This window comes from Paenibacillus sp. SJS-P3 (assembly GCF_056711585.1).
Map to the genome: position 1 here is coordinate 286,676 of NZ_CM160043.1, position 25,228 is coordinate 311,903.

At 58.3% G+C, this 25,228-nt stretch carries 22 protein-coding genes and 1 tRNA gene; 21 read left to right on the top strand and 2 right to left on the bottom strand.

Annotation, left to right across the window (positions count from 1 at the left end):
- The first annotated feature begins 17 nt into the window (after positions 1-17).
- From hisF to AC06G8_RS01415, 12 genes are all read left to right on the top strand, one after another.
- Positions 18-776, top strand: a complete 759-nt coding sequence (gene hisF / locus AC06G8_RS01360) for an imidazole glycerol phosphate synthase subunit HisF (protein WP_447663443.1) — start codon at positions 18-20, stop codon at positions 774-776.
- Positions 777-787: 11 nt separating this feature from the next.
- Entirely contained in the window at positions 788-1,477 is a 690-nt protein-coding gene (gene hisIE, locus AC06G8_RS01365) for a bifunctional phosphoribosyl-AMP cyclohydrolase/phosphoribosyl-ATP diphosphatase HisIE (protein WP_480285363.1), read from the top strand.
- Positions 1,478-2,698: 1,221 nt separating this feature from the next.
- The gene (gene hisJ, locus AC06G8_RS01370) at positions 2,699-3,505 is read left to right on the top strand and encodes a histidinol-phosphatase HisJ (RefSeq protein ID WP_480285364.1); all 807 of its coding nucleotides are present in this window, start codon (positions 2,699-2,701) and stop codon (positions 3,503-3,505) included.
- Between the two features lie 95 nt (positions 3,506-3,600).
- Complete coding sequence (locus tag AC06G8_RS01375; RefSeq protein WP_048745346.1) at positions 3,601-4,551, top strand: ribose-phosphate diphosphokinase; 951 nt, start codon at positions 3,601-3,603, stop codon at positions 4,549-4,551.
- 208 nt (positions 4,552-4,759) lie between these two features.
- On the top strand, positions 4,760-6,493 hold the full coding sequence (locus AC06G8_RS01380; protein WP_480284176.1) for a tetratricopeptide repeat protein: 1,734 nt from the start codon (positions 4,760-4,762) through the stop codon (positions 6,491-6,493).
- A gap of 124 nt (positions 6,494-6,617) precedes the next feature.
- Positions 6,618-7,565, top strand: coding sequence for a thioredoxin-disulfide reductase (gene trxB / locus AC06G8_RS01385; RefSeq protein ID WP_447663446.1), 948 nt, complete (start codon positions 6,618-6,620; stop codon positions 7,563-7,565).
- 267 nt (positions 7,566-7,832) lie between these two features.
- Positions 7,833-8,783, top strand: a complete 951-nt coding sequence (locus tag AC06G8_RS01390; protein WP_480284177.1) for an ROK family glucokinase — start codon at positions 7,833-7,835, stop codon at positions 8,781-8,783.
- 74 nt (positions 8,784-8,857) lie between these two features.
- A complete protein-coding gene (gene rapZ, locus AC06G8_RS01395; RefSeq protein WP_447663448.1) occupies positions 8,858-9,739 on the top strand; it encodes an RNase adapter RapZ in 882 nt (293 codons plus the stop codon).
- Positions 9,740-9,751: 12 nt separating this feature from the next.
- A complete protein-coding gene (locus tag AC06G8_RS01400; protein WP_480284178.1) occupies positions 9,752-10,738 on the top strand; it encodes a gluconeogenesis factor YvcK family protein in 987 nt (328 codons plus the stop codon).
- Between the two features lie 4 nt (positions 10,739-10,742).
- The gene (whiA, locus tag AC06G8_RS01405; RefSeq protein ID WP_447663450.1) at positions 10,743-11,675 is read left to right on the top strand and encodes a DNA-binding protein WhiA; all 933 of its coding nucleotides are present in this window, start codon (positions 10,743-10,745) and stop codon (positions 11,673-11,675) included.
- A gap of 135 nt (positions 11,676-11,810) precedes the next feature.
- The gene (locus AC06G8_RS01410) at positions 11,811-12,080 is read left to right on the top strand and encodes an HPr family phosphocarrier protein (RefSeq protein WP_048745351.1); all 270 of its coding nucleotides are present in this window, start codon (positions 11,811-11,813) and stop codon (positions 12,078-12,080) included.
- Between the two features lie 1,119 nt (positions 12,081-13,199).
- Complete coding sequence (locus AC06G8_RS01415) at positions 13,200-13,991, top strand: SIMPL domain-containing protein (RefSeq protein WP_480284179.1); 792 nt, start codon at positions 13,200-13,202, stop codon at positions 13,989-13,991.
- Between the two features lie 63 nt (positions 13,992-14,054).
- Here AC06G8_RS01415 and clpP read toward each other — a convergent pair whose 3' ends face one another.
- Entirely contained in the window at positions 14,055-14,636 is a 582-nt protein-coding gene (clpP, locus tag AC06G8_RS01420; RefSeq protein WP_174806401.1) for an ATP-dependent Clp endopeptidase proteolytic subunit ClpP, read from the bottom strand.
- A gap of 290 nt (positions 14,637-14,926) precedes the next feature.
- Positions 14,927-15,001, bottom strand: a tRNA-Arg gene (locus tag AC06G8_RS01425).
- Positions 15,002-15,231: 230 nt separating this feature from the next.
- On the opposite strand from AC06G8_RS01425, the gene AC06G8_RS01430 reads away from it, so the two are divergent.
- The 9 genes from AC06G8_RS01430 to secG all read left to right on the top strand — a co-directional run bounded on the left by AC06G8_RS01430 (position 15,232) and on the right by secG (position 25,188).
- Entirely contained in the window at positions 15,232-16,257 is a 1,026-nt protein-coding gene (locus AC06G8_RS01430) for a sugar-binding transcriptional regulator (RefSeq protein WP_480284180.1), read from the top strand.
- Positions 16,258-16,420: 163 nt separating this feature from the next.
- Positions 16,421-17,425: a type I glyceraldehyde-3-phosphate dehydrogenase gene (gap, locus tag AC06G8_RS01435; protein ID WP_447663453.1), complete on the top strand. Its 1,005-nt coding sequence runs from the start codon at positions 16,421-16,423 to the stop codon at positions 17,423-17,425.
- Between the two features lie 112 nt (positions 17,426-17,537).
- A complete protein-coding gene (locus tag AC06G8_RS01440) occupies positions 17,538-18,719 on the top strand; it encodes a phosphoglycerate kinase (protein WP_480284181.1) in 1,182 nt (393 codons plus the stop codon).
- A gap of 282 nt (positions 18,720-19,001) precedes the next feature.
- Positions 19,002-19,757: a triose-phosphate isomerase gene (gene tpiA / locus AC06G8_RS01445; protein ID WP_480284182.1), complete on the top strand. Its 756-nt coding sequence runs from the start codon at positions 19,002-19,004 to the stop codon at positions 19,755-19,757.
- A 1-nt stretch (position 19,758) separates the two neighbouring features.
- The gene (gpmI, locus tag AC06G8_RS01450) at positions 19,759-21,297 is read left to right on the top strand and encodes a 2,3-bisphosphoglycerate-independent phosphoglycerate mutase (protein WP_480284183.1); all 1,539 of its coding nucleotides are present in this window, start codon (positions 19,759-19,761) and stop codon (positions 21,295-21,297) included.
- Between the two features lie 219 nt (positions 21,298-21,516).
- A complete protein-coding gene (eno, locus tag AC06G8_RS01455) occupies positions 21,517-22,812 on the top strand; it encodes a phosphopyruvate hydratase (protein ID WP_076359093.1) in 1,296 nt (431 codons plus the stop codon).
- Between the two features lie 175 nt (positions 22,813-22,987).
- Positions 22,988-23,248: a hypothetical protein gene (locus AC06G8_RS01460; protein ID WP_480284184.1), complete on the top strand. Its 261-nt coding sequence runs from the start codon at positions 22,988-22,990 to the stop codon at positions 23,246-23,248.
- A 716-nt stretch (positions 23,249-23,964) separates the two neighbouring features.
- A complete protein-coding gene (locus tag AC06G8_RS01465) occupies positions 23,965-24,729 on the top strand; it encodes a sugar phosphate isomerase/epimerase family protein (RefSeq protein WP_480284185.1) in 765 nt (254 codons plus the stop codon).
- 228 nt (positions 24,730-24,957) lie between these two features.
- Positions 24,958-25,188 (top strand): preprotein translocase subunit SecG, encoded by a 231-nt coding sequence (gene secG / locus AC06G8_RS01470; RefSeq protein WP_048744964.1) that lies wholly within the window; start codon positions 24,958-24,960, stop codon positions 25,186-25,188.
- The last annotated feature ends 40 nt before the right edge of the window (positions 25,189-25,228 follow it).

Here is a 25,228-nt window from a genome sequence, read left to right on the forward strand (position 1 = left end):
GAAAAGAGGTAGCGCCTATGTTAGCCAAACGCATCATCCCCTGCCTGGACGTGAAGGACGGACGCGTCGTCAAGGGCGTCAACTTCGTCAATCTCCGCGACGCGGGCGATCCGGTCGAGCTTGCGGCGCTTTATGACCGTGAAGGCGCCGACGAGCTCGTCTTTCTCGACATATCCGCCTCTGTCGAAGGCAGAGCGACGATGATCGAGGTCGTCCGGCGCACGGCGGGGGAAATTACGATTCCGTTCACAGTGGGCGGGGGGATCTCCCAGGTCGACGACATGAAGCGGATTCTCCGCGCGGGAGCGGACAAGATCGGCATCAACACGGCGGCGGTGCTCAATCCGCAGCTGATCTCGGACGGAGCGCGGCGCTTCGGCTCCCAGTGCATCGTCGTTGCGGTCGACGCCAAGTTCAATCCGGAGTGGGGAGAGTGGGAAGTCTACACTCACGGCGGCCGCAAGGCTGCCGGCATCCGTGCGCTGGAGTGGGTGCGGCAGGCCGAGTCTCTCGGCGCGGGGGAGCTTCTCTTGACCAGCATGGATGCAGACGGCACGAAGGACGGTTTCGACATCGCGCTGACCCGGGCGGTCTCGGATGCGGCAGGCATTCCGGTCATCGCCTCCGGCGGCGCCGGGCGGACGGAGCATTTCGGCGAGGTGTTCCGCGAAGGACGCGCCGATGCGGGGCTGGCGGCGACGATCTTCCATTATAAGGAGCTGACGGTCGCGGCAGTCAAGGATGAGCTGCGCCGGGAAGGAGTCGAGGTCCGATGAGCGGCAAGGAAATGGCGCGCGGGACGGCGGGTGCCGCCGATCTCGATGCGATCAAATATGATGCGTCCGGGCTTGTGCCCGCCATCGTGCAGGACGCGGTTTCCAAGGAAGTGCTGATGCTCGCCTACATGAACGAGGAATCGCTGCGCCTTTCGCTGGAAAGCGGCGAAACCTGGTTCTGGAGCCGCTCCCGCAGCGAGCTGTGGCATAAGGGCGCGACGAGCGGCCATACGCAGCGGATCCGCTCGCTGAGCTATGACTGCGACGGGGATACTCTTTTGGTCCTCGTGGATCAGAAGGGGCCGGCCTGCCATACGGGCAAATACAGCTGCTTCCACAATCCGCTTCCGGTGGCGGGCTCTTCGGGAGATTCCGTATCGGCTGAGGCGAGCCGCTTCGACATGCTGGGCGAACTGGAGCGGACAATCTCGGAGCGGTATGCGGAGCGGCCCGAAGGAGCTTACACGTCCTACCTGTTCGAGAAGGGGCTGGACAAGATCCTCAAGAAGTTCGGCGAGGAGAGCATCGAGGTGGTCATCGCGGCCAAAAACGGCGACAACGCCGAGCTTGGCTCCGAGGCGGGCGACTTGATCTTCCATTTGATGGTTCTGCTTCGTGAACGCGGGCTTCCGTTGGACTCCGTCATGGACGTTCTCCGCGAGCGGCATGGCAAGCCGACGACGAACAAGATGAACCGCTGACCACTTTGGTGGCCCGCTCGCTTTTAGCGATGCGGGCTGCTGTTGTAGGTGAAGGCGGCTTCGCGGCTGACTGGGGGAGCGTCGCTCCGTGGGCATGCCGTAGAAGATCGCTCCGCGGGAATACCGTAGAATACCGCTCCGCGGCTGACTGGGAGCGCCTCTCTCTGCGGGCATACCGTAGAAGATCGCTTCGCGGCTGACCATTCTTCCGATCGCTGTTGAAGCCGTATTCCTTTTATTTGGATAATATTTGGTTGGAATACGCCTTCAAAGGCGAACGCTTACGCTTCTACAGAACGGTCAGTCCGCTGCCGCTAAACTACGGAAACCCGCAGAGCCCGCGTGCGCTCATCGCGCCGCGGAGCAGGGCCCGCGTGCGCTCATCGCGCCGCATAGCCAGGGCCCGCGTGCGCTCATCGCGCCGCATAGCCAGGGCCCGCGTGCGCTCATCGCGCCGCGAAGCCGGGCCCGCGTGCGCTCGTCGCGCCGCGAAGCCGGGCCCGCGTGCGCTCATCGCGCCGCGAAGCCGGGCCCGCGTGCGCTCATCGCGCCGCGAAGCCGGGCCCGCTTGCGCTCATCGCGCCGCGAAGCCGGGCCCGCGTGCGCTCATCGCGCCGCGAAGCCGGGCCCGCGTGCGCTCGTCGCGCCGCGTAGCAGGGCCCGCGTGCGCTCGTCGCGCCGCATAGCCGGGCCCGCGTGCGCTCGTCGCGCCGCGTAGCCGGGCCCGCGTGCGCTCATCGCGCCGCGAAGCCGGGCCCGCGTGCGCTCATCGCGCCGCGAAGCCGGGGCCGCGTGCGCTCGTCGCGCCGCGAAGCAGGGCCCGCGTGCGCTCATCGCGCCGCGTAGCAGGGCCCGCGTGCGCTCATCGCGCCGCGTAGCAGGGCCCGCGTGCGCTCATCGCGCCGCGTAGCAGGGCCCGCGTGCGCTCGGATTTAGATGCACATATCCGCGAAAGCGGACTGACCGTTCTGAAGAAACGCAAGTGGTCGCCTTTGAAGACATATTCTTACCTATAAATACCTTTTAATGAAGAGAATATGGCTTCAACAGCGATCGGAAGAATGGTCAGCCGCGAAGCGCAACAATTGTGCATACCCAGCCGCGAAGCGCACCGAATGCGCATACCCAGCCGCGAAGCGCACCGAATGTGCATACCCAGCCGCGAAGCGGCCCGCAACCTCAAGTGAATTCCATCCAAGCGAAGGAGAAAACCCAATGAGCATCCGCATCGACTATCACACCCACCACGAGCGCTGCGGCCACGCCGTCGGCGGCCTGGAGGACTACGTCCGCCAGGCGATCGCGACCGGACTGGACCAGATCGGCCTGTCCGACCACATGCCGCTGCTGCACGTCAAGCCGCATGAGTATTATCCCGGAATGGCGATGGCGATGGACGAGCTTCCCCGTTATGTCGAAGAGGCGCTGGCGCTCAAGGAGAAATACAAAGGCGACATCGACATCCGGGTCGGAATGGAAGGCGATTATATCGAAGGCTGGGAGGAAAAAATAGCGGAGCTGATCGATGCATATCCGTGGGATTACGTCATCGGCTCGGTCCATTTTCTCGGCACTTGGGACATTACCGACTTTCGGCAGACGGGCGGCTGGGAGATGCGCGACCCTATGGCCGTCTACGAGCGCTACTACGATGCGGTCGCCAAAGCCGCGCGAAGCGGCTTGTACGATTATATCGGGCATATCGACGTCATCAAGCGGTTCGGCTTCCGTCCGCAGGACGACGTGACCCGCCTGGAGGACGCGGCGCTGGAAGCGGTCCGGGAGGCCGATCTGGCGATCGAGCTGAACGCATCGGGACTGCGGATGCCTTGTGCGGAAATGTTCCCTGGGCCGCGGATGCTGAAAAAAGCCTGCGAGCTAGGCATTCCGGTAACTCTCGGCTCCGACTGCCATCAGCCCGAGCGGCTGGAGCAATACTTGCCGGAAGCGCGCATGAGGCTGAAAGAAGCCGGTTACGGGCAGCTTGCCACGTTCCAGAGCCGAAAACGGGTACTTATTGATTTTTGAATTCTGCGGCATACCATGTATAATAGACGTGTCGAACATGCAGGAGTTTAGCAGGATGATGTCAAATTTTTGGTTGGAACGCTCAGGAGGGTATCATGTTTAGCGACAAGTTGCGAATTTTCTCGGGTTCGTCGAATCCGGAACTGGCGAAGAAGATCAGCGGGGAACTGGGACTGCCGCTCGGGGCGATCAAGCTGTCCAAGTTCAAGAGCGGAGAGATTTACTGCCACTACGAGGAGACGATCCGGAACTGCCACGTGTTCCTGGTGCAGTCGTTCTCGTATCCCATCAACGAGCATCTGGTGGAGCTTCTCGTCATGATCGATGCCGCCAAGCGCGCATCGGCCAAGACCGTCAACATCATCATGCCGTACTACGGCTATGCGCGCCAGGAGCGCAAGTCCGCGCCGCGCGAGCCGATCTCGGCCAAGATGCTGGCGGACATCCTGACTACAGTCGGAGCGACGCGCATCATCACCATCGATCTTCATGCTCCGGCTATCCAAGGCTTCTTCAATATTCCGGTGGACCATCTCACGGCTCTTGACCTCATCAGCGACTATCTCAAGAGCAAGAACATCAAGAATCCCGTCGTCGTATCTCCGGATGCAGGCCGGGCATCTACCGCTGAGAAGCTGGCCAACTACCTGGACTCGCCATTCGCAATCATGATCAAAAAACGCCCGGCCCACAACGAGTCGGTCATCACCCACGTCATCGGGGACGTGGAAGGGCAGACGCCGATCATCATCGAGGATCTGATCGATACCGGCACGACGATCGTCAACGTCGTCGAGGGGCTCAAGGAGCGCGGGGCCGAGGACGTTTACGTCTGCGCGACGCATCCGCTCTTCTCAGGCAACGCCATCCAAAAGCTAGACCATCCGCTGATCAAGGAGGTCGTCGTGACGGATTCGATTACGCTTCCCGAGATCCGTTCCGACCGCTTCAAGGTCCTCTCCGTCGCGCCTATGCTCGCGGATGCGACCAAGATCATCATGCAGGGCGGCTCCATCAGCACCCTGTTCAAGAACGCCGGCATCTAGCCGCCTCGGAGGCGGACAGGTCCCTTCCCAATCGTCGAGGGAGAGCCGGCATCATCAAAGCGGAAGGCCGTCCCGGCCTTCCGCTTTTTTTTCTCTAGGGGAATCGGTCGTTCATTCCACATTTTCTACCGTGTAAGGAAGGAACGGTTATGGTATAATCGGATGCATTCGAGTTTTGGGAGATAGAAGAAGGAGGTGCCTTGACCGGGTGGAAGAGGAGAAAAGAACGGCTGCGGACCAGGCAGCAAAGATTATACCGATCCAGTGGGACGCAACGTTCTTCTTCGAGCGCGCCGTGCGCTCGATGGACCGCTATCACTACGACAAGGCGCTGAAGTATTTTCGCCGGGCCGTCGAGTACGAGCCGGAGAATCCCGTCAATCACTGCAATCTGGCCGGCATCCTGTCGGAGATGGGCAGCTACGAGGAATCGAACCGGATCCTGATCGAGATTTTGGAGTCTGTCGATTCGGGCATGACGGAATGTTACTTCTATCTGGCCAACAACTACGCCAACATGGAGCAGTACGAAAAAGCGGAGCATGCGCTTGTCCGCTACCTGGAAGAAGACGCGGAAGGGCATTATCTGGAGGATTCCGAGGAAATGATGGAGCTGCTGCAGTACGAGCTGAAGCGTCCGACCCCGGTCGTCACGATCAAAGCCCGCGGCGGAGCCGCCGAGCATGACCAGGCCCGCGCTCTTCTGGAGGAAGGCAAGTTCGCCCAGGCCGCCAAGCTGCTGGAATCGATCGTTGCCGGCAATGCCGATTTTCTCGCCGCGCGCAACAATCTGGCGCTGGCTTACTATTATATGGGGCAATTCGAGAGGGCGATGGAAACGATTCTCGAAGTGCTCGAGCTGGAGGAAGGGAATCTCCACGCTCTCTGCAATCTGGCTATTTTCTATCAGCATGCCGGCGAAGCGGAAAAGCTCGCGCCTTTGGCTGGCTTGCTGAGCCGGACGCTTCCTTTTCATCAGGAGCATGTGTTTAAATTGGCAACTACGATGGGCATTCTAGGGGAGCACGAGTGTGCGCTGCGCCACTTCAAGCGTCTAATTAAGGAAGGTTCGGCGGAGAGCGACGGCTCCTTGTACCACTATGCCGCCGTTGCCGCGCTCCATGTCGGCCGCCCGGAAGAAGCCCGCCAGCTATGGCGCCAGGCGCTGAAGCGGGATCCGCAGTCCGACGTCGCTCCTTATTACTTGGAGCAGCTTCAGCGGGGAGAACTTTCCAGGGAGCCGATCGCGGCCAGCTACCACTACCACCTTCCGTTCGAGGAGCAGTTCCGGATGTGGGAGAAGCTGCCGGGCGGCATGCCTGACGTCATGAAGACGAATCCTCTCGTGCGCTCCTCCTTCTTCTGGGCGCTGCGCAACGGAGACCGCAAGACGAAGCTTCAGGTGATTCAGGCGCTCGCCTTGATTGCGGACCATGAGGTGAAGGAAGCCCTTCAGGCGCTCCTGCTCGAACCGGAAGAGGATGACGATCTCAAGCGGATGGCGCTGTTCGCTCTTCGTTCCATCGGCGTGGAGGATACCCTTCCTGCGGTGATGGGCGGAGAAGCCAGGCAGCTTGCCCCAGGCTCCGGGCCGTCCAGGCTGCCGGTATGGGAAGAGAAATGGCAGCTCGTACTGGATGCGGCCTATGAGAAAATGGGCAAGCAGTACGGCTTGATCCAGCAGTATGAGCTGATGACGCTCTGGGTCGACTTCCTGACGCGCGTCTATCCAGATGTGCCGAAGCTGGGCAAGGCGGAAGGATGGTCTGCGGCGCTGGAATACTTGACGGCCAAGATGCACCGCCGCGCCATCTCCTACCAAGAAGTGGCGCAGCGCTACGGAACATCGGTCGCCACCGTCAGCAAGAACGCGAAGCGCATCGATGAAGTATGCGGCATCAAGGAAAAGGCCAGAAGCATCCGATCGGTCTTCCTTCCTTGATGGAAGATTAATCCAGCACATGAACGTTTCATGAAGAAGCGGCGGCGTCTTTGACGGATTGCCCTGCCATGGATTAGAATAAGAATAATTATAATCAAGCAGGGCAATTTAGGAGGTAACATTCATGTACAAATCCATTATCATCGGTACCGGCCCGTCCGGTTTGACCGCTGCAATCTATCTGGCTCGCGCCAACCTCAACCCTCTCGTCATCGAAGGTCCGGAGCCGGGCGGCCAGCTGACAACGACGACGGAAGTCGAGAACTTCCCCGGTTTCCCGGATGGCATCATGGGCCCTGAGCTCATGGCCAACATGCGCAAGCAGGCCGAGCGTTTCGGCGCAGAATTCCGCACGGGCTGGGTCAACAGCGTCGATCTGTCGGAGCGTCCGTTCAAGATCCAGGTGGAAGGCCAAGGAGAGCTTGTCGCCGAATCCCTGATCATCTCGACCGGCGCATCCGCGCGTTACCTCGGCATTCCCGGAGAGAAGGAGAACGTCGGCCGCGGAGTGAGCACTTGCGCTACATGCGACGGATTCTTCTTCCGCGGCAAAAAGATCATCGTGGTCGGCGGCGGCGATTCCGCCATGGAGGAAGCCAACTTCCTCACCCGCTTTGCGACCAACGTCGATCTGGTCCACCGCCGCGACGAAATGCGAGCCTCCAAGATCATGCAGGACCGCGCCAAAGAGAACGAGAAAATCAACTTCGCACTCAACCGCACGCCGGTTGAAGTCGTGGCTGGCCCGCTCGGCGTAACCGGCCTGAAGGTCCGCAACAACGAGAGCGGACAAGAGGAGATCCTGGAGACGAACGGTATCTTCGTCGCCATCGGCCACACGCCGAACACGAAGTTCCTGGGCGGCCAGATCGATACCGACGATCATGGCTACATCATGGTGAAGCCGGGAACGACGGAAACGAACGTCCCGGGCGTATTCGCTTGCGGCGACGTGCAGGACTTGAAGTACCGCCAGGCCATTACGGCCGCCGGCAGCGGCTGCATGGCAGCGCTGGACTGCGAGAAGTTCCTGGAAGGCTCCATGGTGCATGACTGGAGCCAGACGCTGTAATCGAGCTTATCCCATAGAGCTGCTATCCGGATCAATGCCAGTTGACCGGGTGGCGGCTTTTTTCAGCCTTTCCGGGGAGATTCGGTTCAGATAAGGAGAGTTCAAGAGACTCGAATTCACGGTTTTCCGGGATTTTCTCGGCTGCGCTTGGAACCGGCAGGCGCGGCGGCGGCGCGATTCGCCGGGCCGCGTTGTTACCTTGACCTGGACTATGGCTTGCCTTATAGTAACTTAAAGAAGTTAACTTATAATTGAGGTGGCTAACACATGTCAGAAACAATCTACGTTGGAGCGGATATCGGCGGCACCGCCATCAAAGTTGGAGTTTGCAGCGCGGTGGGCGAGCTGCTCCGGACGTATGAGGGCCCGACGGAAGCTTCCCAGGGCGCAGAGCGCATCGTGGACAACATCGTGGCGTACGTGCGCCATGTAGTCGGCGAGGCGGGCTTTGCCTGGGAACAAGTAGGCGGAGTCGGCGTCGGGATCGCAGGTTTCCTGGACATCCCGAATGGCATCGTGAAGTTCTCCAACAATTTGAATATACGCAACGTGCCTCTCAAGCAGCTGCTTGAAGAGAAGCTGAACAAGACCGTCAAGGTCAACAACGACGCCAATGTCGCCGCTCTCGGCGAAGCTTGGGCCGGAGCGGGCCGCGGCATTCCGAACTGCGTCTGCTACACGCTCGGCACCGGCGTAGGGGGCGGAGTCATCATCAACGGCCGCATCTATGAAGGCTTCGGCGGCATGGCCGGAGAGCTCGGCCACATGTCGATCGTGCCCGATCTGGAAGCGATCCAGTGCACTTGCGGCAAAACCGGCTGCCTGGAGACGGTATCCTCCGCGACCGGCATCATCCGCATGGCCAAGGATGCCGTTGAGCGCGGCGACCGCACGTCGCTGTCTCTCGAGCCCAACATCATGGCCAAGGAAGTCATCGACGCCGCCAAAGCAGGCGACGAAGTGGCATCCCGCATCGTGAACCGCGCCGCCTATTACCTGGGCAGATCGATGGCGGCTACCGCTGTCATCCTGAATCCGCAGCGCTTCATCATCGGCGGAGGCGTTGCCAAGGCCGGCGATTTCCTGTTCGATCAGATCCGCGAAGTGTTCGCCAAATATACGCAGGACCAAGCCAAGGAAGGCGTAGAGATCGTCGCCGCTACACTCGGCAACGATGCAGGCGTCGTCGGCGCGGCCGGACTCATTCTCCGCTCTTAGCAGGCGAAGCCAACCCGGGGGCTGGATATGGATCGGCGGATTTATTCCGGCACCCCCCTAGGGAGGAACGGCATATGGAAACGAATACGCCCAAGCTGGTCATCATTACGGGCATGTCCGGCGCAGGCAAGACGATCGCAGTTCAGAGCCTCGAGGATCTCGGGTTCTTTTGCGTCGACAATCTGCCTCCGGTGCTCATCCCGAAGTTTGCCGAGCTGATCGACGGCTCCAACGGCAAAATCGCCAAAGTGGCGCTCGTCATCGATTTGCGCGGCCGCGAATTTTTCACCGCTTTGTCGGAGTCGCTCGATTATATCAAGAACCATTTCACCTTCCAGCATGAGATTCTGTTCCTGGACGCGACCGACGACGTTCTCGTGCGCCGCTACAAGGAAAGCCGGCGCCGGCATCCGCTCGCTCCCAACGGCTTGCCGCTCGAAGGCATCCATCTGGAGAGGCAGCTGCTGGAGGAGCTCAAGAATTCGGCGACGCAGACGATCGACACGAGCAAGCTGAAGCCGGCCGAGCTCAAGGAGTCCATCATTTCGCGGTTCACCAATGCCAAGCAGGCGCCGTTCTCGGTCAATGTCACCTCGTTCGGCTTCAAGTACGGCATTCCGATCGACGCCGATCTGATCTACGACGTCCGGTTCCTGCCTAATCCCCATTATGTCGAGCATCTGCGTCCCCGCACCGGACAGGAACAGGATGTATATGAATATGTTATGAAGTGGCCGGATACACAGATGTTTCTTACCAAGCTTCTCGACATGCTGCAATTTCTCATCCCCCTGTACCGCAAGGAGGGCAAGAGTCAAGTCGTCATCGGAATCGGCTGCACGGGCGGCAAGCACCGTTCCGTAGCCATTTCGGAATATCTCGGGCGCATGCTCGGCAGCAGCGAGACGGAGTCTGTCCGGGTAAGCCATCGCGATGCCGGACGTGACCGTCCATAAGGCGGGGCTTATATGGCAAGCAGCAAAACAAAGACTCCACTTCCGAAAATCGTTGTCATCGGCGGTGGCACCGGGTTGTCCGTCATGCTCCGCGGCCTCAAGGAGAAGCCGCTCGACATCACGGCGATCGTCACTGTAGCCGATGACGGAGGCAGCTCCGGCGTCCTTCGCAACGAGCTCCAAATTCCTCCTCCGGGCGACATCCGCAACGTGCTCATGGCGCTGGCGGATGTCGAGCCGCTTTTATCGGAGATGCTCCAATACCGGTTCCCGAGCGGCACCGGACTTGCCGGCCACAGCCTGGGCAATCTCATGCTGGCGGCGATGACGGATATATCCGGCGACTTCGTGACCGGAGTCAGGGAGCTGAGCCGGGTGCTCGCCGTGCGCGGCACGGTGCTGCCGGCGTCGGATCAGGCGATCGTGCTCAAGGCCGAGCTGGAGGACGGAAGCATCGTCGAGGGCGAGTCCAACATTCCGCTGGCCGGGCAGCCGATCAAGCGGGTGTTCATCGAGCCTCCCGACGTGGAGCCGCTCGAGGAAGCGTGCCAGGCGATTCAGGAAGCGGATGCGATCCTGATCGGACCCGGCAGCCTGTACACGAGCATTATTCCCAATCTCCTTGTGCCGAAGCTGGCGGAATGCATCGTTCAGTCGAATGCGATCAAGATTTTCATCTGCAACGTCATGACCCAGCCGGGAGAGACGGACGATTATGCGGTGAGCGATCATCTGGAAGCGGTGCACCGTCATATCGGCCACCAGCTGTTCGATTACGTCATCGTCAACGACGGCGAGATTCCGCCGCAGGTCCAGGACCGTTATGCAGAATTGGGAGCGAAGGCTGTCCAGCTCGATCTGGACGAAGTCACGCGCCGGGGATACAAGGTCATCGCGGACCGCCTGGTGTTGTTCCGTACTTATTTACGGCATGATGCCGTGCGGTTGAGCCATCATATATATCAGCTTGTAGAAAGCTGGATGCAGAGAAAGGGGTGAAGAGATGAGCTTTGCGGCCCAGACAAAAAAAGAACTGACGCTCGTGGACAACCAGGACGCCTGCTGCGAACGGGCGGAGCTGTCCGCTCTGATCCGGATGAACGGATCGGTCCACTTGGTTAGCCGCAAGGTCATCCTCGACATCTCGACGGAGAATGCGGCCATCGCGCGCCGGATCTACAGCCTGATCAAGAAGATATTCGACGTCCACACCGAGCTGCTTGTCCGTAAGAAGATGAGGCTGAAGAAGAACAATGTCTACATTGTCCGGATTCCGGCCAAGGTCCAGGAAATTCTCAAGGATCTGAACATCGTTTCCGAAGGATTCATGTTCAATCAGGGCATAGATAAGAATATGATCAAACGTCCTTGCTGCAAGCGCGCTTACCTGCGCGGCGCTTTTCTGGCCGGCGGCTCCGTCAACAACCCCGAAGGCTCCTCTTATCATTTGGAGATTTCCTGCATGTACGAGGAGCATTGCGGGGCATTGGTGGCGCTGGCCAACAAATTCGGGCTGAACGCCCGATGCATCGAGCGCAAGAAGGGATTCATCTTCTACATCAAGGAAGGCGAGAAGATCATCGAGCTGCTGAACATCATCGGCGCTCATCAGGCTTTGTTCAAATTCGAGGATGTCCGCATCATGCGCGACATGAGGAATTCCGTCAACCGCATCGTCAACTGCGAGACGGCCAACCTCAACAAGACGATCGGGGCAGCTGTGCGCCAGATCGACAATATCCGTCTGCTGCAGAAGGAAATGGGGCTGGAGAACCTGCCGGAGAAGCTCCGCGAGGTGGCGGAAATCCGTCTTCTGCATCCCGACATGAACCTCAAGGAAGTCGGCGAGATGCTGAAGGGCTCCGTCAGCAAGTCCGGCGTGAACCACAGGCTTCGCAAGATCGACGAGCTGGCCGAAAAATTGCGTGGAAGCTGAACTTTTAACTTACACGGGCCGATGGTATAATGGTAGCAATCGTGGCCAGATTTCCTCATACCTGAAACGGATGATGTTACCGAGCGCGTGAAGCGCCGTTGCAGCAGTGAAAATGAACTAGGGGGTATAGATTTCATGACCAGACAACCCGTTGTCGTTAGACTCAAGACGGGTCTTCACGCAAGACCGGCTGCACTCTTCGTGCAGGAAGCGAACAAGTTCTCTTCCGAGATTTTCGTGGAAAAGGACGAGAAGAAAGTAAACGCCAAGTCCATCATGGGCATCATGAGCCTTGCGATCAGCTCCGGCACGGAAGTTTACGTCAGTGCCGAGGGTTCCGATGCAGAGCAGGCTGTAAACGCTTTAGTTTCCCTGGTGAGCAAGGAAGAGCTCGAGAACCAATAAATCAGCCTCCGGGCGCTGCAAGAGCAGCTTTGGACGCGCTTCACGAAAGCTCCCGTAGGGGGCTTTTTTTGATTTCTGCAGGCTGTTTGTCACGAGTGTGTTTCTGATCTGAAACCGGCTTTGGTTGGTTGGCGGAACTTTTGAAACAGCCGTCGTTATAGGGTTGTTAGGGCCGGTTACTGGTTCGGAGTGTCGGAATGGAGCATGGGCGGGGTGACATTGGGGTCGCAGTATCCTGGCAAGCGTTGCTTCTGCATCAGGTATTCAATGAGCATAGTCGGTTGGAGGCAGAGCAATGCCTTTAGCGAAGAAGCTGAAATCGGTATCGGACATAGGATCCGCTATTTGGTTCGATTTTGCCATTAAAATAAATTTAACGGACATGAAATCCGTTATTTTCTTTAAAAAGGGTCGAATGGACACGTTTGGCCCGAAATAGCGGATCGTATGTCCGATAAGATTCAAAATGGGCTGAAATCGTTGAAATAGCGGATCGTATGTCCGATAACATGGAATTGGGCTGGAGCCGGCCGATGTCGAAGGATACCCGATACAAACTAAATCGGGATTAAGGCTGTTGAAACAATATGGTTACCGTATGTGATGTTCGTCGTCAAATCGAATTGGGGCGCCGGAAACGGAAGGTATGTCCGATGCAAATCAAACCGTGCTGGGACAGCGGAGACGGAAGGTATGATCAATGCAAATTGAACCATGCAGGAGACGGCGGAAACTCAATGCGGTGCTCGACATCAATCGTGCTAGAGGCTTCGTATGTTGAAGGTATGTCCAATACAATCGGGATTGAGGCTATTAAGATCCTGCATGCTATGCCCGATATCAAACCGAACTTGGGCGCGGATACGGAAGGTAGGCCCGATGCCAATCAAACCGTGCTGCAGCCGGCGGATACTGCAAGCTATGCCCGACATGGAACCGGGCTGAGGCTGGGATTTTCGGCAAGCCGGGCCATCCCTTCTCAGGCTGGGTCCGCCTGAGACTCGGCTCCGTCCGCTTTCAGGTCTCAAAGTAAACAATATCGTCAATCCTTTAGGATAAATGCAACCTTTTGGATCTGCATGCCGTTTCAAGAGGACAACACCTAAGGAGGCGCTGGGAATGGACAAACGAAATGCGGCTGGCGGGCTGATGCATAAGAGCAAGGTGCTGCTTCTAGCGGCGGGAATCACAGCGGGATCTTTGATGGCGTGGAATGCCTTTGGCGGTCAGCCGCTCAACAAGCCGGCATTTGCCGCAGGAACGGAGAATGCAGTGTTGAATACAGTCGCCGTAACGGGTACAGGCAAGGTGTCGGTCGCGCCGGATATCGCCTATGTATCGGCTGGCGTTTCGGTGACGGCCAAGACGGCCAAGGAAGCGCAGGCTGGAGCGGCCAAGAAATACGACGCCGTGCGCAAGGCGCTGACAGGCACTTTCGGAGTCGCGGAGAAGGATCTGAAGACGACGAACTATTCGGTGCAGCCGCAATACCGCTATACGGATAAGGAAGGCCAAGTGCTGACCGGATACACGGCGGTGCAGGACATCCAGATTTCCTACCGCAACATGGATAAGACAGGCGATCTCGTCGACGGTCTTGCAGCGGCCGGCGCCAATCGGATCAACAACATCTCCTTCGGAACGGAAAAAGGAGACGCCTACACGCAGCAGGCGCTGCAGAAGGCAGTGGAAGCCGCCAAGGTCAAAGCGATGACGCTGGCCCAGGCATCGGGCCGCACGCTCGGCGAGGTCGTTTCAATCTCGGAGAATGGAGCCCAGGTCGTGCAGCCGATCATCGAGAGAGCACAGATGAAGATGGCAGCAGCGTCGGATTCTTCGGCCAACACCGTCGTGGATGCAGGCGAGGTCGACGTCACCTCCGACATTACCGTATTGTTCTCTCTCAAATAGACAAAAGAACAGCAGCCCCCGGAAAATCCGGGGGCTGCTGTTCTTTTGTCTATTCAGCCGAGCTTACAGCTTCTCGATGACTTTGTCGACGAGGCCGTAAGCCGTCGCCTCTTCCGCGCTCATGAAGTTGTCGCGGTCGGTATCCTTCTCGATGCGCTCCAGCGGCTGGCCGGTACGTTCGGACAGGATGGCGTTCAGCTTGTCGCGCATCTTGAGGATGCGGCGGGCACGGATCTCGATGTCGCTCGCCTGGCCTTCGGCTCCGCCGAGCGGCTGGTGGATCATGACCTCGCTGTTCGGCAGCGCGTACCGCTTGCCCTTGGCGCCTGCTGTCAGCAGGAACGCACCCATGGAAGCCGCCATGCCGACGCAGATCGTGGAGACATCCGGCTTGATGAACTGCATCGTGTCGTAGATCGCCATGCCGGCCGTGATGGAGCCGCCGGGGCTGTTGATATAAAGCGAGATGTCCTTCTCCGGGTCGTCCGCTGCAAGGAACAGCATTTGGGCGATGATGGAATTGGCCACCACATCGTTGACGCCGGTGCCGAGGAAGATGATGCGGTCCTTGAGCAGCCGGGAATAAATATCATAGGCGCGCTCACCGCGGTTGCTTTGCTCGATGACCATAGGCACAAAATTCATGTCCAAGTGCGAATCCCTCCTTATAACCTTCATAAATAGTGGAGTATGCGGGGTGCTGCTTTTTCATTTTAATGGATTGCGATTTTAAAGTCAAATTTGGTCAAAGAAGTCGGGACAGCCGTCAATAGCCCAGTTTAACCGGCTTCCTTATTCTTTAAACGCGGAGTTTCCGTTCCGGCAGCCGGAAGCGATGAGGCGCCTTTCGATCCTAAGTCCGATCCCCTCCGGATGCAAAAAAAAGGATCGGCACGGATGCCGATCCTTCTATGTATGTATCCATATGTGTAAATTGGCGCGCCCGCTAGGAATCGAACCTAGATCTCAGGCTCCGGAGGCCTACGTCATATCCATTGGACCACGGGCGCTTGTAAAAACGTAACGTCTAAGATTGTATAACAGCTGGCAGGAAAAAGCAACACTAAAGGTTTCCGTGAAAAGAAATCCGAAAATCGGGTGTCGGCAACCGTTTACATCGGGTATTCCTCACTTGCGGGGGTTATCTAAAAGAGGTAAAATGATGGTGTGGGACGTAAAATGAATGGCTGGGACTAAAAATGTCCCATTATGGCCATGCACGAGTGGAGTGGGGGCGCTCATGCGCAGCATTATTGATTTGCAGCGTCAGCTCGTTCCGGATCTCGTCGATACGCTCCGCCGCCGTTATGCGATCCTGCACCAAGTCATGCTCTCGGATATGATCGGCCGCCGGACTCTGGCTGCCTCCCTGTCGATGACAGAGAGGGTGCTGAGGGCGGAGACGGATTTTCTCAAGGAGCAAGGCTTGCTTGAGATCAAATCCTCCGGCATGTCCATCAGCCCGGCCGGACGGCGGCTGCTGGAGGAGATGGAGCCCGAGCTCGGAGGGCTGCTTGGCCTCAGCGATCTGGAGGAGAAGCTCAAGCAGCGGTTCGGCTTGCAGAAGGTCATCATCGTTCCCGGCGATTCCGAGAAATCGGATAGCGCCAAGCGGGAGCTTGGACGCGCCGGAGCCGCAGCGCTCCTGCAGGTGCTGGGCGAGCGGGATGTCGTGGCGGTGACCGGAGGCACGACGCTTGCGGGCGTCGCGTCGCAGCTCGCCTCGAGCTCGCCGCGTCGGAGCAACCTGTTCGTGCCGGCACGGGGCGGGCTCGGAGAGAGCCTGGAATACCAGGCGAGCACGATCGTCTCGACGATGGCCAAGCGGACGGGAGCGCAGTACCGGATGCTTCACGTCCCGGACCATCTCAGCGAAGAGGCCTACACGAGCCTCATGCAGGAGCCCGGAGTGAAGGAGATCGTCGAGGTCATCCGCAGCGCGCGTATCGTCATTCACGGCATCGGAGATGCCATGGTGATGGCCCGGCGCAGACGGATCGACGGCGCGCTTGCCGACTCGCTCAAGGCGGAAGGCGCGCTTGCCGAAGCCTGGGGCTACTACTTCGACCGCAGCGGCAACGTCGTGCACAAGATGCAGACAGCCGGCATCCGGCTCGAGGACATCGTGACGACCGAGGTCGTCATCGGTGTGGCCGGCGGCCGCTCCAAGGCGGAGGCCATCTCGGCGGTGCTGAGGTTCGGCCACGAGGACATCCTCGTCACCGACGAGGCTGCCGCCCTCGAAATCGCGGCGTTGACGGAATAAGAGCCATGCCGCAAGGCGATAATGGTTCTTGTCCATGCGGTCGCCGCGGACAAACTTGTTTTCATGGCAATCCGCGGGCTCTGCGCCTGCCAGGGGCAGGGCATGCGAATTGCTTTGAGATAAATGCATCATCAAACTTCATTTAACAGGAGGAATATCAACCATGGTTAAAGTTGGTATTAACGGATTTGGCCGTATCGGACGCAACGTCTTCCGCGCAGCACTGAACAACAGCGAGGTTCAAATCGTCGCTGTGAACGACCTGACGGACACGAAAACGCTGGCCCACCTGCTCAAATATGACACCACCCACGGCGTCCTGGACGCTACGGTAGAAGCTAAAGAAGGCGCGCTTGTCGTCAACGGCCGCGAGATCAAAGTCTTTGCAGAGCGCAACCCGGAGAACCTGCCTTGGGGCTCCGTAGGCGCCGAGATCGTCGTTGAATCGACGGGCATCTTCACGGCTAAAGAAAAAGCCGAGCTTCACCTTAAAGGCGGAGCGAAAAAAGTCATCATCTCCGCTCCAGCTACGAACGAAGACATCACGATCGTTATGGGCGTAAACGAAGAGCAATACGACGCTTCCGCTCACACGGTCATCTCCAACGCTTCTTGTACGACGAACTGCCTGGCTCCTTTCGCCAAAGTTCTGAACGACAAGTTCGGCATCGTAAAAGGCATGATGACGACGATCCACTCCTACACGAACGACCAATCCGTACTGGACGTTCCTCATAAGGATCTGCGCCGCGCTCGCGCTGCCGCAGAAAACATCATTCCTTCCTCCACGGGCGCTGCCAAGGCCGTATCCCTCGTTCTGCCTGAGCTCAAAGGCAAGCTGAACGGCATGGCTATGCGCGTTCCTACGAAAAACGTTTCCGTAACGGATCTCGTAGCCGAAGTGAAATCGAATGTAACGGTTGAAGAAGTGAACGCTGCCCTGAAGGAAGCTTCCGAAGGCTCCATGAAAGGCATCCTGTTCTACTCCGAAGAGCCGCTCGTATCGAGCGACTACAACGGCAATGCCGCTTCCTCCACGATCGACGCCCTGTCGACGATGGTTGTTGAAGGCAACATGGTCAAAGTCATCTCCTGGTACGACAACGAGTGGGGCTACTCCAACCGTGTCGTCGACCTGGCTGCTTACATCGCTTCCAAAGGCCTGTAAGAAGTCCCTAATCGCATAGACGATTCCACAGCTAAAGAGGAGAGACGATTGATCGTTCTCCTCTTTAGCAATGTTTTATCCATAGAAATCACTACCGGGAGGGCGAGCAGCTGTGAACAAGAAGAGCGTTCGTGATGTGGAAGTAGCGGGCAAGCGCGTATTCGTACGCGTCGATTTCAACGTGCCGATGGAAAATGGATCGATTACCGATGACACCCGGATCCGGGAAACGCTGCCTACGATCCAGTACCTGATCGAGAAGGGCGCGCGCGTCATTCTGGCCGCGCACTTCGGCCGTCCTGGCGGCGAAGTGAAGGAAGAGCTGCGCCTGACTCCGGTCGCTGCGCGCCTGGCCGAGCTGATCGGCAAGCCGGTCGCCAAAGCCGACGATACCGCCGGTCCCGATGCGCAGGCCAAAGCCGCCGCGCTGCAGGACGGCGACGTCCTGCTGCTCGAGAACACCCGCTTCAACCCGGGCGAGGAGAAGAACGATCCGGAATTCGCCAAGCAGCTTGCTTCTCTGGCCGACCTGTTCGTGAATGACGCCTTCGGAGCCGCTCACCGCGCCCATGCCTCCACGGAAGGCATCGCCCATCTGCTTCCGGCCGTATCCGGCCTTCTGATGGAGAAAGAGCTGGATGTGCTCGGCAAAGCGCTGAACAATCCGGAGCGTCCGTTCACGGCCATCGTCGGCGGTTCCAAGGTCAAGGACAAGATCGACGTCATCAACAAGATGATCGAGATCGCCGACAACATCATCATCGGCGGCGGCTTGTCCTACACGTTCTTCAAGGCTCAAGGCCATGAAATCGGACAATCCCTCGTGGACAACTCCAAGCTGGACCTTGCTCTCGAATTCATTGAGAAAGCCAAGAAGCTCGGCAAGAACTTCCTGATTCCGGTCGATATCGTCGTATCCGACGACTTCAGCAAGGATGCCAACACGAAGATCGTCGACGTAGACGGAATTCCGGCTGACTGGGAAGGCATCGACATCGGGCCGAAAACCCGTGAAATCTATGCCAAAGTCATCAAGGAATCCAAGCTGGTCGTCTGGAACGGCCCGATGGGCGTATTCGAGATCGAGCCGTTCTCGCATGGCACCCGTGCCGTTGCTCAAGCATGCGCCGAGACGGAAGGCTACACGGTCATCGGCGGCGGAGATTCCGCTGCGGCAGCCGAGAAATTCCATCTCGCCGATAAGATGGACCATATCTCCACGGGCGGCGGCGCTTCCCTGGAGTTCATGGAAGGCAAGGTTCTTCCGGGCGTAGTCGCCCTTAACGATAAGTAACATCTCTTTCTCACGAGTGGAGCGAGGGGAAAAGGCTTCGTGTTTGGTCCGCAACAGCGGAGTGGGCGAAATGGCCGTGGAAAAGTCGGACCCTGTTCTCACCGTTGACATCGTCAATGGACGGAACCGGGCTGACGTTCGCATTTGAAGACCGGATTCCAACCTTTGAAGGGCTGAAGGAATGAAGGAATCCGGTGTTCAAGAGCGATTGGAGCGGTCTTTCGCCTGCGCAGCCGCCTGCGGATCCAAACCATGCCAGTTTTCAGGAGAGGAATGATATTCATGGCAAGAACTCCAATCATCGCAGGCAACTGGAAGATGTTCAAAACGGTATCCGAGGCCCTATCCTTCTTCAGCGAAGTGAAAGGCGGAGCCGAGGTTGACGGCGTCGAGAGCGTCATCTGCGCTCCGTACACGACGCTGCCGGCCCTCGTCGAGGCGGCCAAAGGAACGAAAATCGCCATCGGCGCCCAAAACCTTCATTTCGAAGACAACGGCGCGTTCACGGGCGAAATCTCCGGTCTCATGCTGGCCGATCTCGGCGTGAAATACGTCATCGTCGGCCACTCCGAGCGCCGCGCTTACTTCGGCGAGACGGACGAGATCGTGAACAAGAAAGTCGCAGCTGCGTTCAAGCATGGCCTGACCCCGATTCTCTGCGTCGGCGAGAAGCTCGAAGAGCGCGAAGCCGGCGACACGAAGAACGTATGCAAAGTGCAGACGGAAGGCGCGTTCCAAGGCCTGTCCGCCGAGCAGGCTGCGGAAGTCGTCATCGCCTACGAGCCGATCTGGGCGATCGGAACCGGCAAGTCCTCCACGGCTGAAGACGCCGAGGATGTCATTGCCTACATCCGTGAAGTCGTTGCCGGACTGTACGGCCAAGCGACGGCGGACGCGGTCCGCATCCAATACGGCGGCAGCGTGAAGCCCGCCAACGTGAAGGAATATATGAGCCAGGCGAACATCGACGGCGCCCTCGTGGGCGGCGCAAGTCTGGAACCGGCTTCCTACATCGCTCTGGTCGAGGGGGCGAAGTAACATGGCTCCCAAACCGGTCGCACTGATCATCATGGACGGCTTCGGCCTCCGCAATGATGTCGTGGGCAATGCGGTCGCTCAGGCCAACAAGCCGAACTACGACCGCTTCATGGCCCAGTTCCCCCATACGACGCTGACCGCCTGCGGCGAAGCCGTCGGCCTTCCTGAAGGCCAGATGGGCAACTCCGAGGTAGGCCATCTGAATATCGGCGCGGGACGCATCGTCTATCAGGATCTCACCCGGATTACGAAGTCGATCCGCGACGGCGAGTTCTTCGACAACGATACGCTGCTCGGCGCCGTGCGCCATGCCAAGCTGAACGGCAAGAAGCTGCATCTGTACGGCCTGCTCAGCGACGGCGGCGTGCACAGCCATATCCAGCATCTGTTCGCGCTGCTTGAGCTGGCCAAGAAGGAAGGACTGGATCAGGTGTACATCCATGCCTTCCTCGACGGACGCGACGTCGCTCCGGACAGCGCAGTCGGCTACCTGACCGAGCTGCAGGCGAAGATCGAAGAGCTCGGCGTCGGCCGGATCGCTACGGTCCAGGGCCGCTACTATGCGATGGACCGCGACAAGCGCTGGGAGCGCGTGGAGAAATCCTACCGCGCGATGGTGTACGGAGACGGTCCGAAATACACCGATCCGATCCGCGCCGTGCGGGAATCGTACGAGAAATCGGTCATGGATGAATTCGTCATGCCGACGGTCATCACGGAAGGAGACGGCTCGCCGGTCTCGCTCGTGAAGTCCGAGGACGCGGTCGTGTTCTTCAACTTCCGCCCGGACCGCGCCATCCAGCTGTCCCAAGTGTTCATGAACGAAGACTTCCGCGGCTTCGACCGCGGCGACAAGGCTCCGAAGGATCTGTACTTCGTCTGCCTGACGCTGTTCAGCGAGTCGGTCGGAGGCTTCGTCGCCTACAAGCCGAAGAACCTCGACAACACGTTCGGCGAGGTGCTCGTGCAGCAGGGCAAAACGCAGCTGCGGATCGCCGAGACGGAGAAATATCCGCATGTGACGTTCTTCTTCAGCGGCGGACGCGACCAGGAGCTGCCGGGCGAAACCCGCGTCCTGATCAACTCCCCTAAGGTCGCGACCTATGACCTGCAGCCGGAGATGAGCGCTTACGAGGTGGCGGACGCCGCCGTGCGCGAGATCAACTCCGACAAGCATGACGCGATCATCCTGAACTTCGCGAACCCCGACATGGTCGGCCACTCCGGCATGCTGGAGCCGACGATCAAGGCTGTCGAGGCGACGGACGAGTGCATGGGCCGCGTCGTGGACGCCGTGCTCGCCAAAGGCGGCGTCGTGCTCATCACGGCCGACCACGGCAACGCGGACATGGTCATCGGACCGGATGGACGCCCGTTCACGGCGCATACGACCAACCCGGTGCCGCTGATCGTCACCAAGCAGGGCGTCACGCTTCGCGAGAACGGCATTCTGGCCGACATCGCGCCGACGCTGCTCGACCTGCTCGAGCTGCCGCAGCCGGTTGAAATGACCGGCCAAAGCCTGATCAACAAAGCATAAGCTGCCCTCTTGCGGCCAAGCCGCCAGGCGGTTTTAGGCGGAATAGATGCAAAGGGAGCCGGAGCGAACCGGCCAGCCCGGATAATCCGGCCTCCTTTTGCCAAAAATCAAAGGCGGAAACTCGTCCCGAAGCGCTGTGACTGGTATACTGTTCTCAGTGCCAGCCAAGCAGGCGGATCTGTCTGCAACCCCACATTCGATAAGGAGTGTTCAAACATTATGTCTATCATCGTTGACGTATACGCACGCGAAGTGCTCGACTCCCGCGGCAACCCTACGGTTGAAGTGGAAGTATCCCTGGAATCCGGCGGCAAAGGCCGCGCCATCGTACCATCCGGCGCATCCACCGGCGCTTACGAGGCTGTAGAGCTTCGCGACGGCGACAAAGGCCGCTACCTCGGCAAAGGCGTTCTGAAAGCCGTTGAAAATGTAAACACGCTGATCGCCCCGGAAATCATCGGCCTCGACGCTCTCGATCAAGTGCTGATCGACCGCAAGATGATCGAGCTCGACGGCACGCACAACAAAGGCAAGCTGGGCGCGAACGCGATCCTGGCCGTGTCCATGGCTGTAGCCCGCGCGGCTGCGGACGCTCTGGACATTCCGCTCTACACATACCTCGGCGGATTCAACGCCAAAGTGCTGCCGGTTCCGATGATGAACATCATCAACGGCGGCGAGCATGCCGACAACAATGTCGACGTGCAGGAGTTCATGGTTCTGCCTGTCGGCGCTGAAAGCTTCAAGGAAGCTCTGCGCATCGGTGCTGAAATCTTCCACAACCTGAAGTCCGTCCTCAAGGACAAAGGCCTGAACACGGCTGTAGGCGACGAAGGCGGCTTCGCTCCAAACCTCGGCTCCAATGAAGAGGCGATCACGACGATCATCTCCGCAATCGAGCGCGCAGGCTACAAGCCGGGCGTCGACGTCTTCCTCGGCATGGACGTTGCTTCCACCGAGTTCTACAAAGACGGCAAGTACCATCTCGAAGGCGAAGGCAAGTCCTACACTTCGGCCGAGTTCGTCGACCTGCTCGCCAGCTGGGCGGACAAGTACCCGATCCTCACGATCGAAGACGGCTGCTCCGAAGACGACTGGGAAGGTTGGAAGCTGCTGACCGACAAGCTCGGCGGCAAAGTCCAGCTCGTCGGCGACGACCTGTTCGTCACCAACACCGAGCGCCTCTCCGATGGCATCGACAAAGGCGTGGGCAACTCCATCCTCGTCAAAGTCAACCAAATCGGTTCCCTGACCGAGACTTTCGACGCGATCGAAATGGCGAAACGCGCCGGCTACACGGCTGTCATCTCCCACCGTTCCGGCGAGAGCGAAGACAGCACGATCGCCGACATCGCCGTTGCGACGAACGCCGGCCAGATCAAAACGGGCGCTCCTTCCCGTACGGACCGCGTAGCGAAGTACAACCAGCTGCTCCGCATCGAGGACCAGCTCGGTTCCACGGCTCAATACGCCGGCCGCAGCGCGTTCTACAACCTCAAAAACCTCAAGAAATAAGAACTTCCGGACATTTCCGGCTGGCTTGATGCCGGCCGGGAAGGCTCATCGGAATCCCCTGCGTGTAGCGCGCAGGGGATTTTTTTGCATTCGGCTGGCGCGGCACAGAACAAGCGGGTGGGGGAGTGAAGGGTTTGGATTAGGGGAGTGATGGCAAGGGCGGTCATGGGCGGTCTTGGCGGTCATGGGCGGTGCAATAGACTTTTATTTGCTTGAGCGAGTCGGAGATGAGGCTGAACGATTCTTTTGGACCGGTGGAGGTAAGGGGGGATTGGAATGGGATTGGATAAAACAAGGAAAAGGCAAGGAAAAGGCAAGGAAAAGGCAAGGAAAAGGCAAGGAAAAGGCAAGGAAAAGGCAACGGCAAGGAAACGACAACGGTAAAGGCAAGGTAACGACAACGGCAAGGAAACGACAACCGCAACGGCAACGGTAACGGCAACGGCAACGGTAACGGCAACGGCAACGGAGACGGCAAGGTAGCGGCAAAGGACCGGCAAGGGTAGGGATTGGGCTAGACAACTGAGTAGAATGAAGATCTGAATGGATCAGGCATAGAATGAGAATGAGAATGAGAATGAGAATGTAGATGGAGACTAGATTCAACGCGGATATGCTGAAAAAGCGGGCTGGATCAAGCTATCGGACATAGGATCCTTTATTTTCGAGGATATCCCGGAATTACATTTTTATCGGACATACGTTCCGTTATTTCCTCGTCTTCAATCGGGAAAAGGATAATTGTTCACAAATAACGGATCGTATGTCCGATACGATCTGAAAAGAGCTTAATCGGGATAAATAACGGATTGTATGTCCGATACGATCTGAAAAGAGCTGAATCGGGACAAATAGCGGATCGTATGTCCGGTACGTTCTGAAAAGAGCTGAATCAGAGAACAAACAACAAAACGCATGTCCTCAAGACCGGTTTGATACCCGGTTCGAAGGCTATGCGGCGGGACGAAAAAAGGAACGGACCAATGGCTCCCAATAGTGCCGATTCCCCAGTGGACAGCGGCACTCCTGAATGGAGGCTCAGGACGCTCGTGCCAAAATCACAAACAAACGGCACAAAAACGGGCATAGCTTGTGTACGATTGAAAGCGCTATACTGTAGCTATCCCAATCGAACAGGCGGTGTTTGGAATTATGGCAAAACCTCAAGTCGGATTGCAGCTGTACACGCTCCGCGACCAGACGGAAAAGGACTTCCTCGGAACGATCAGCAAGGTAGCTGAAATGGGCTATGAGTACGTGGAATTCGCCGGATATTTCAACACGAGCGCGGCAGACTTGAAAAAGGCGATGGAGGAAGCCGGCATCAAAGCGGTATCCGCACACGTCGGCCTGAGCTTCAACGAACCGGACAAGATCGAATCCGATCTGGCCAAGCAGATTGAATTCGCCAAGGAAATCGGACTCAAGTATATTATTACTCCGTGGGCTCCGCTGCCTGAGAGCCCTACAATGGCCGATGTAGACAGCCTCGCGGCGACTCTCGAGCGCGCGGCTCGCCAGGTCAAGGAAGCAGGCCTGATGTACGGCTACCACAACCATGACTTCGAATTCAAGATGGTGGACGGCAAGCCGCTCATCGACATTCTGCTGGAGAAGATTCCTGCCGATCTGATGATCATGGAATTCGACCTCGGCTGGGTGCATATGGGCGGCCAATCGCCTGCGGGATACGTCAAGAAATATGCCGGACGCACTCCGGTCATCCATCTGAAGGACTTCGGGGACGGCCGCCGCGATACGGAAGTGGGCAGCGGAGTCGTTGATTTCGAGAGCGTCTTCGCCATTGCCGAGAATGCCGGCATCGAGTATTTCATCGTGGAGCAGGAGGAGTTCGCCAGTTCCTCGCTCGAGAGCGCGAAGCTCAGCCTCGACTACCTGCGCAGCAAAGGCTACTGAGAGAAGCGCCGATGAGCCGCTGGACTCTTCCGGCCCGGAAGAGTCCAGCGGCTTTCTCTTGTTCTCGGGCGGATGCCTATGGTACAATCAGAGTGCTGTTCATGAACGGTTTTGCCCATGCAAACCGTTTTCCGCGGCGTGGAAGGCGATCTGCATGTGCAAAACTTCAGCTATTCATTAGCGGCAGGCAGCCGGGAGGCTGTACGAAAGCTGGGAGGTAACAAACGCATGGATACATTTCTGAAAATTCTGCTCGTGATTTTTTCCCTTGGTTTGATTGCGGTCGTATTGCTGCAAAAGGGCAAGAGCGCAGGCCTCTCCGGAGCGATCTCCGGCGGAGCGGAGCACCTGTTCGGCAAGCAGAAAGCTCGCGGACTGGATCTGTTCCTGCAGCGCCTGACGATTGGACTGGCAGCCGGATTTTTCATCCTGGCGCTTCTGGTCGCTTACCTGAAATAGCAAGCCGAATGCATCGATAAAGCGGGGGAGATCCCCGCTT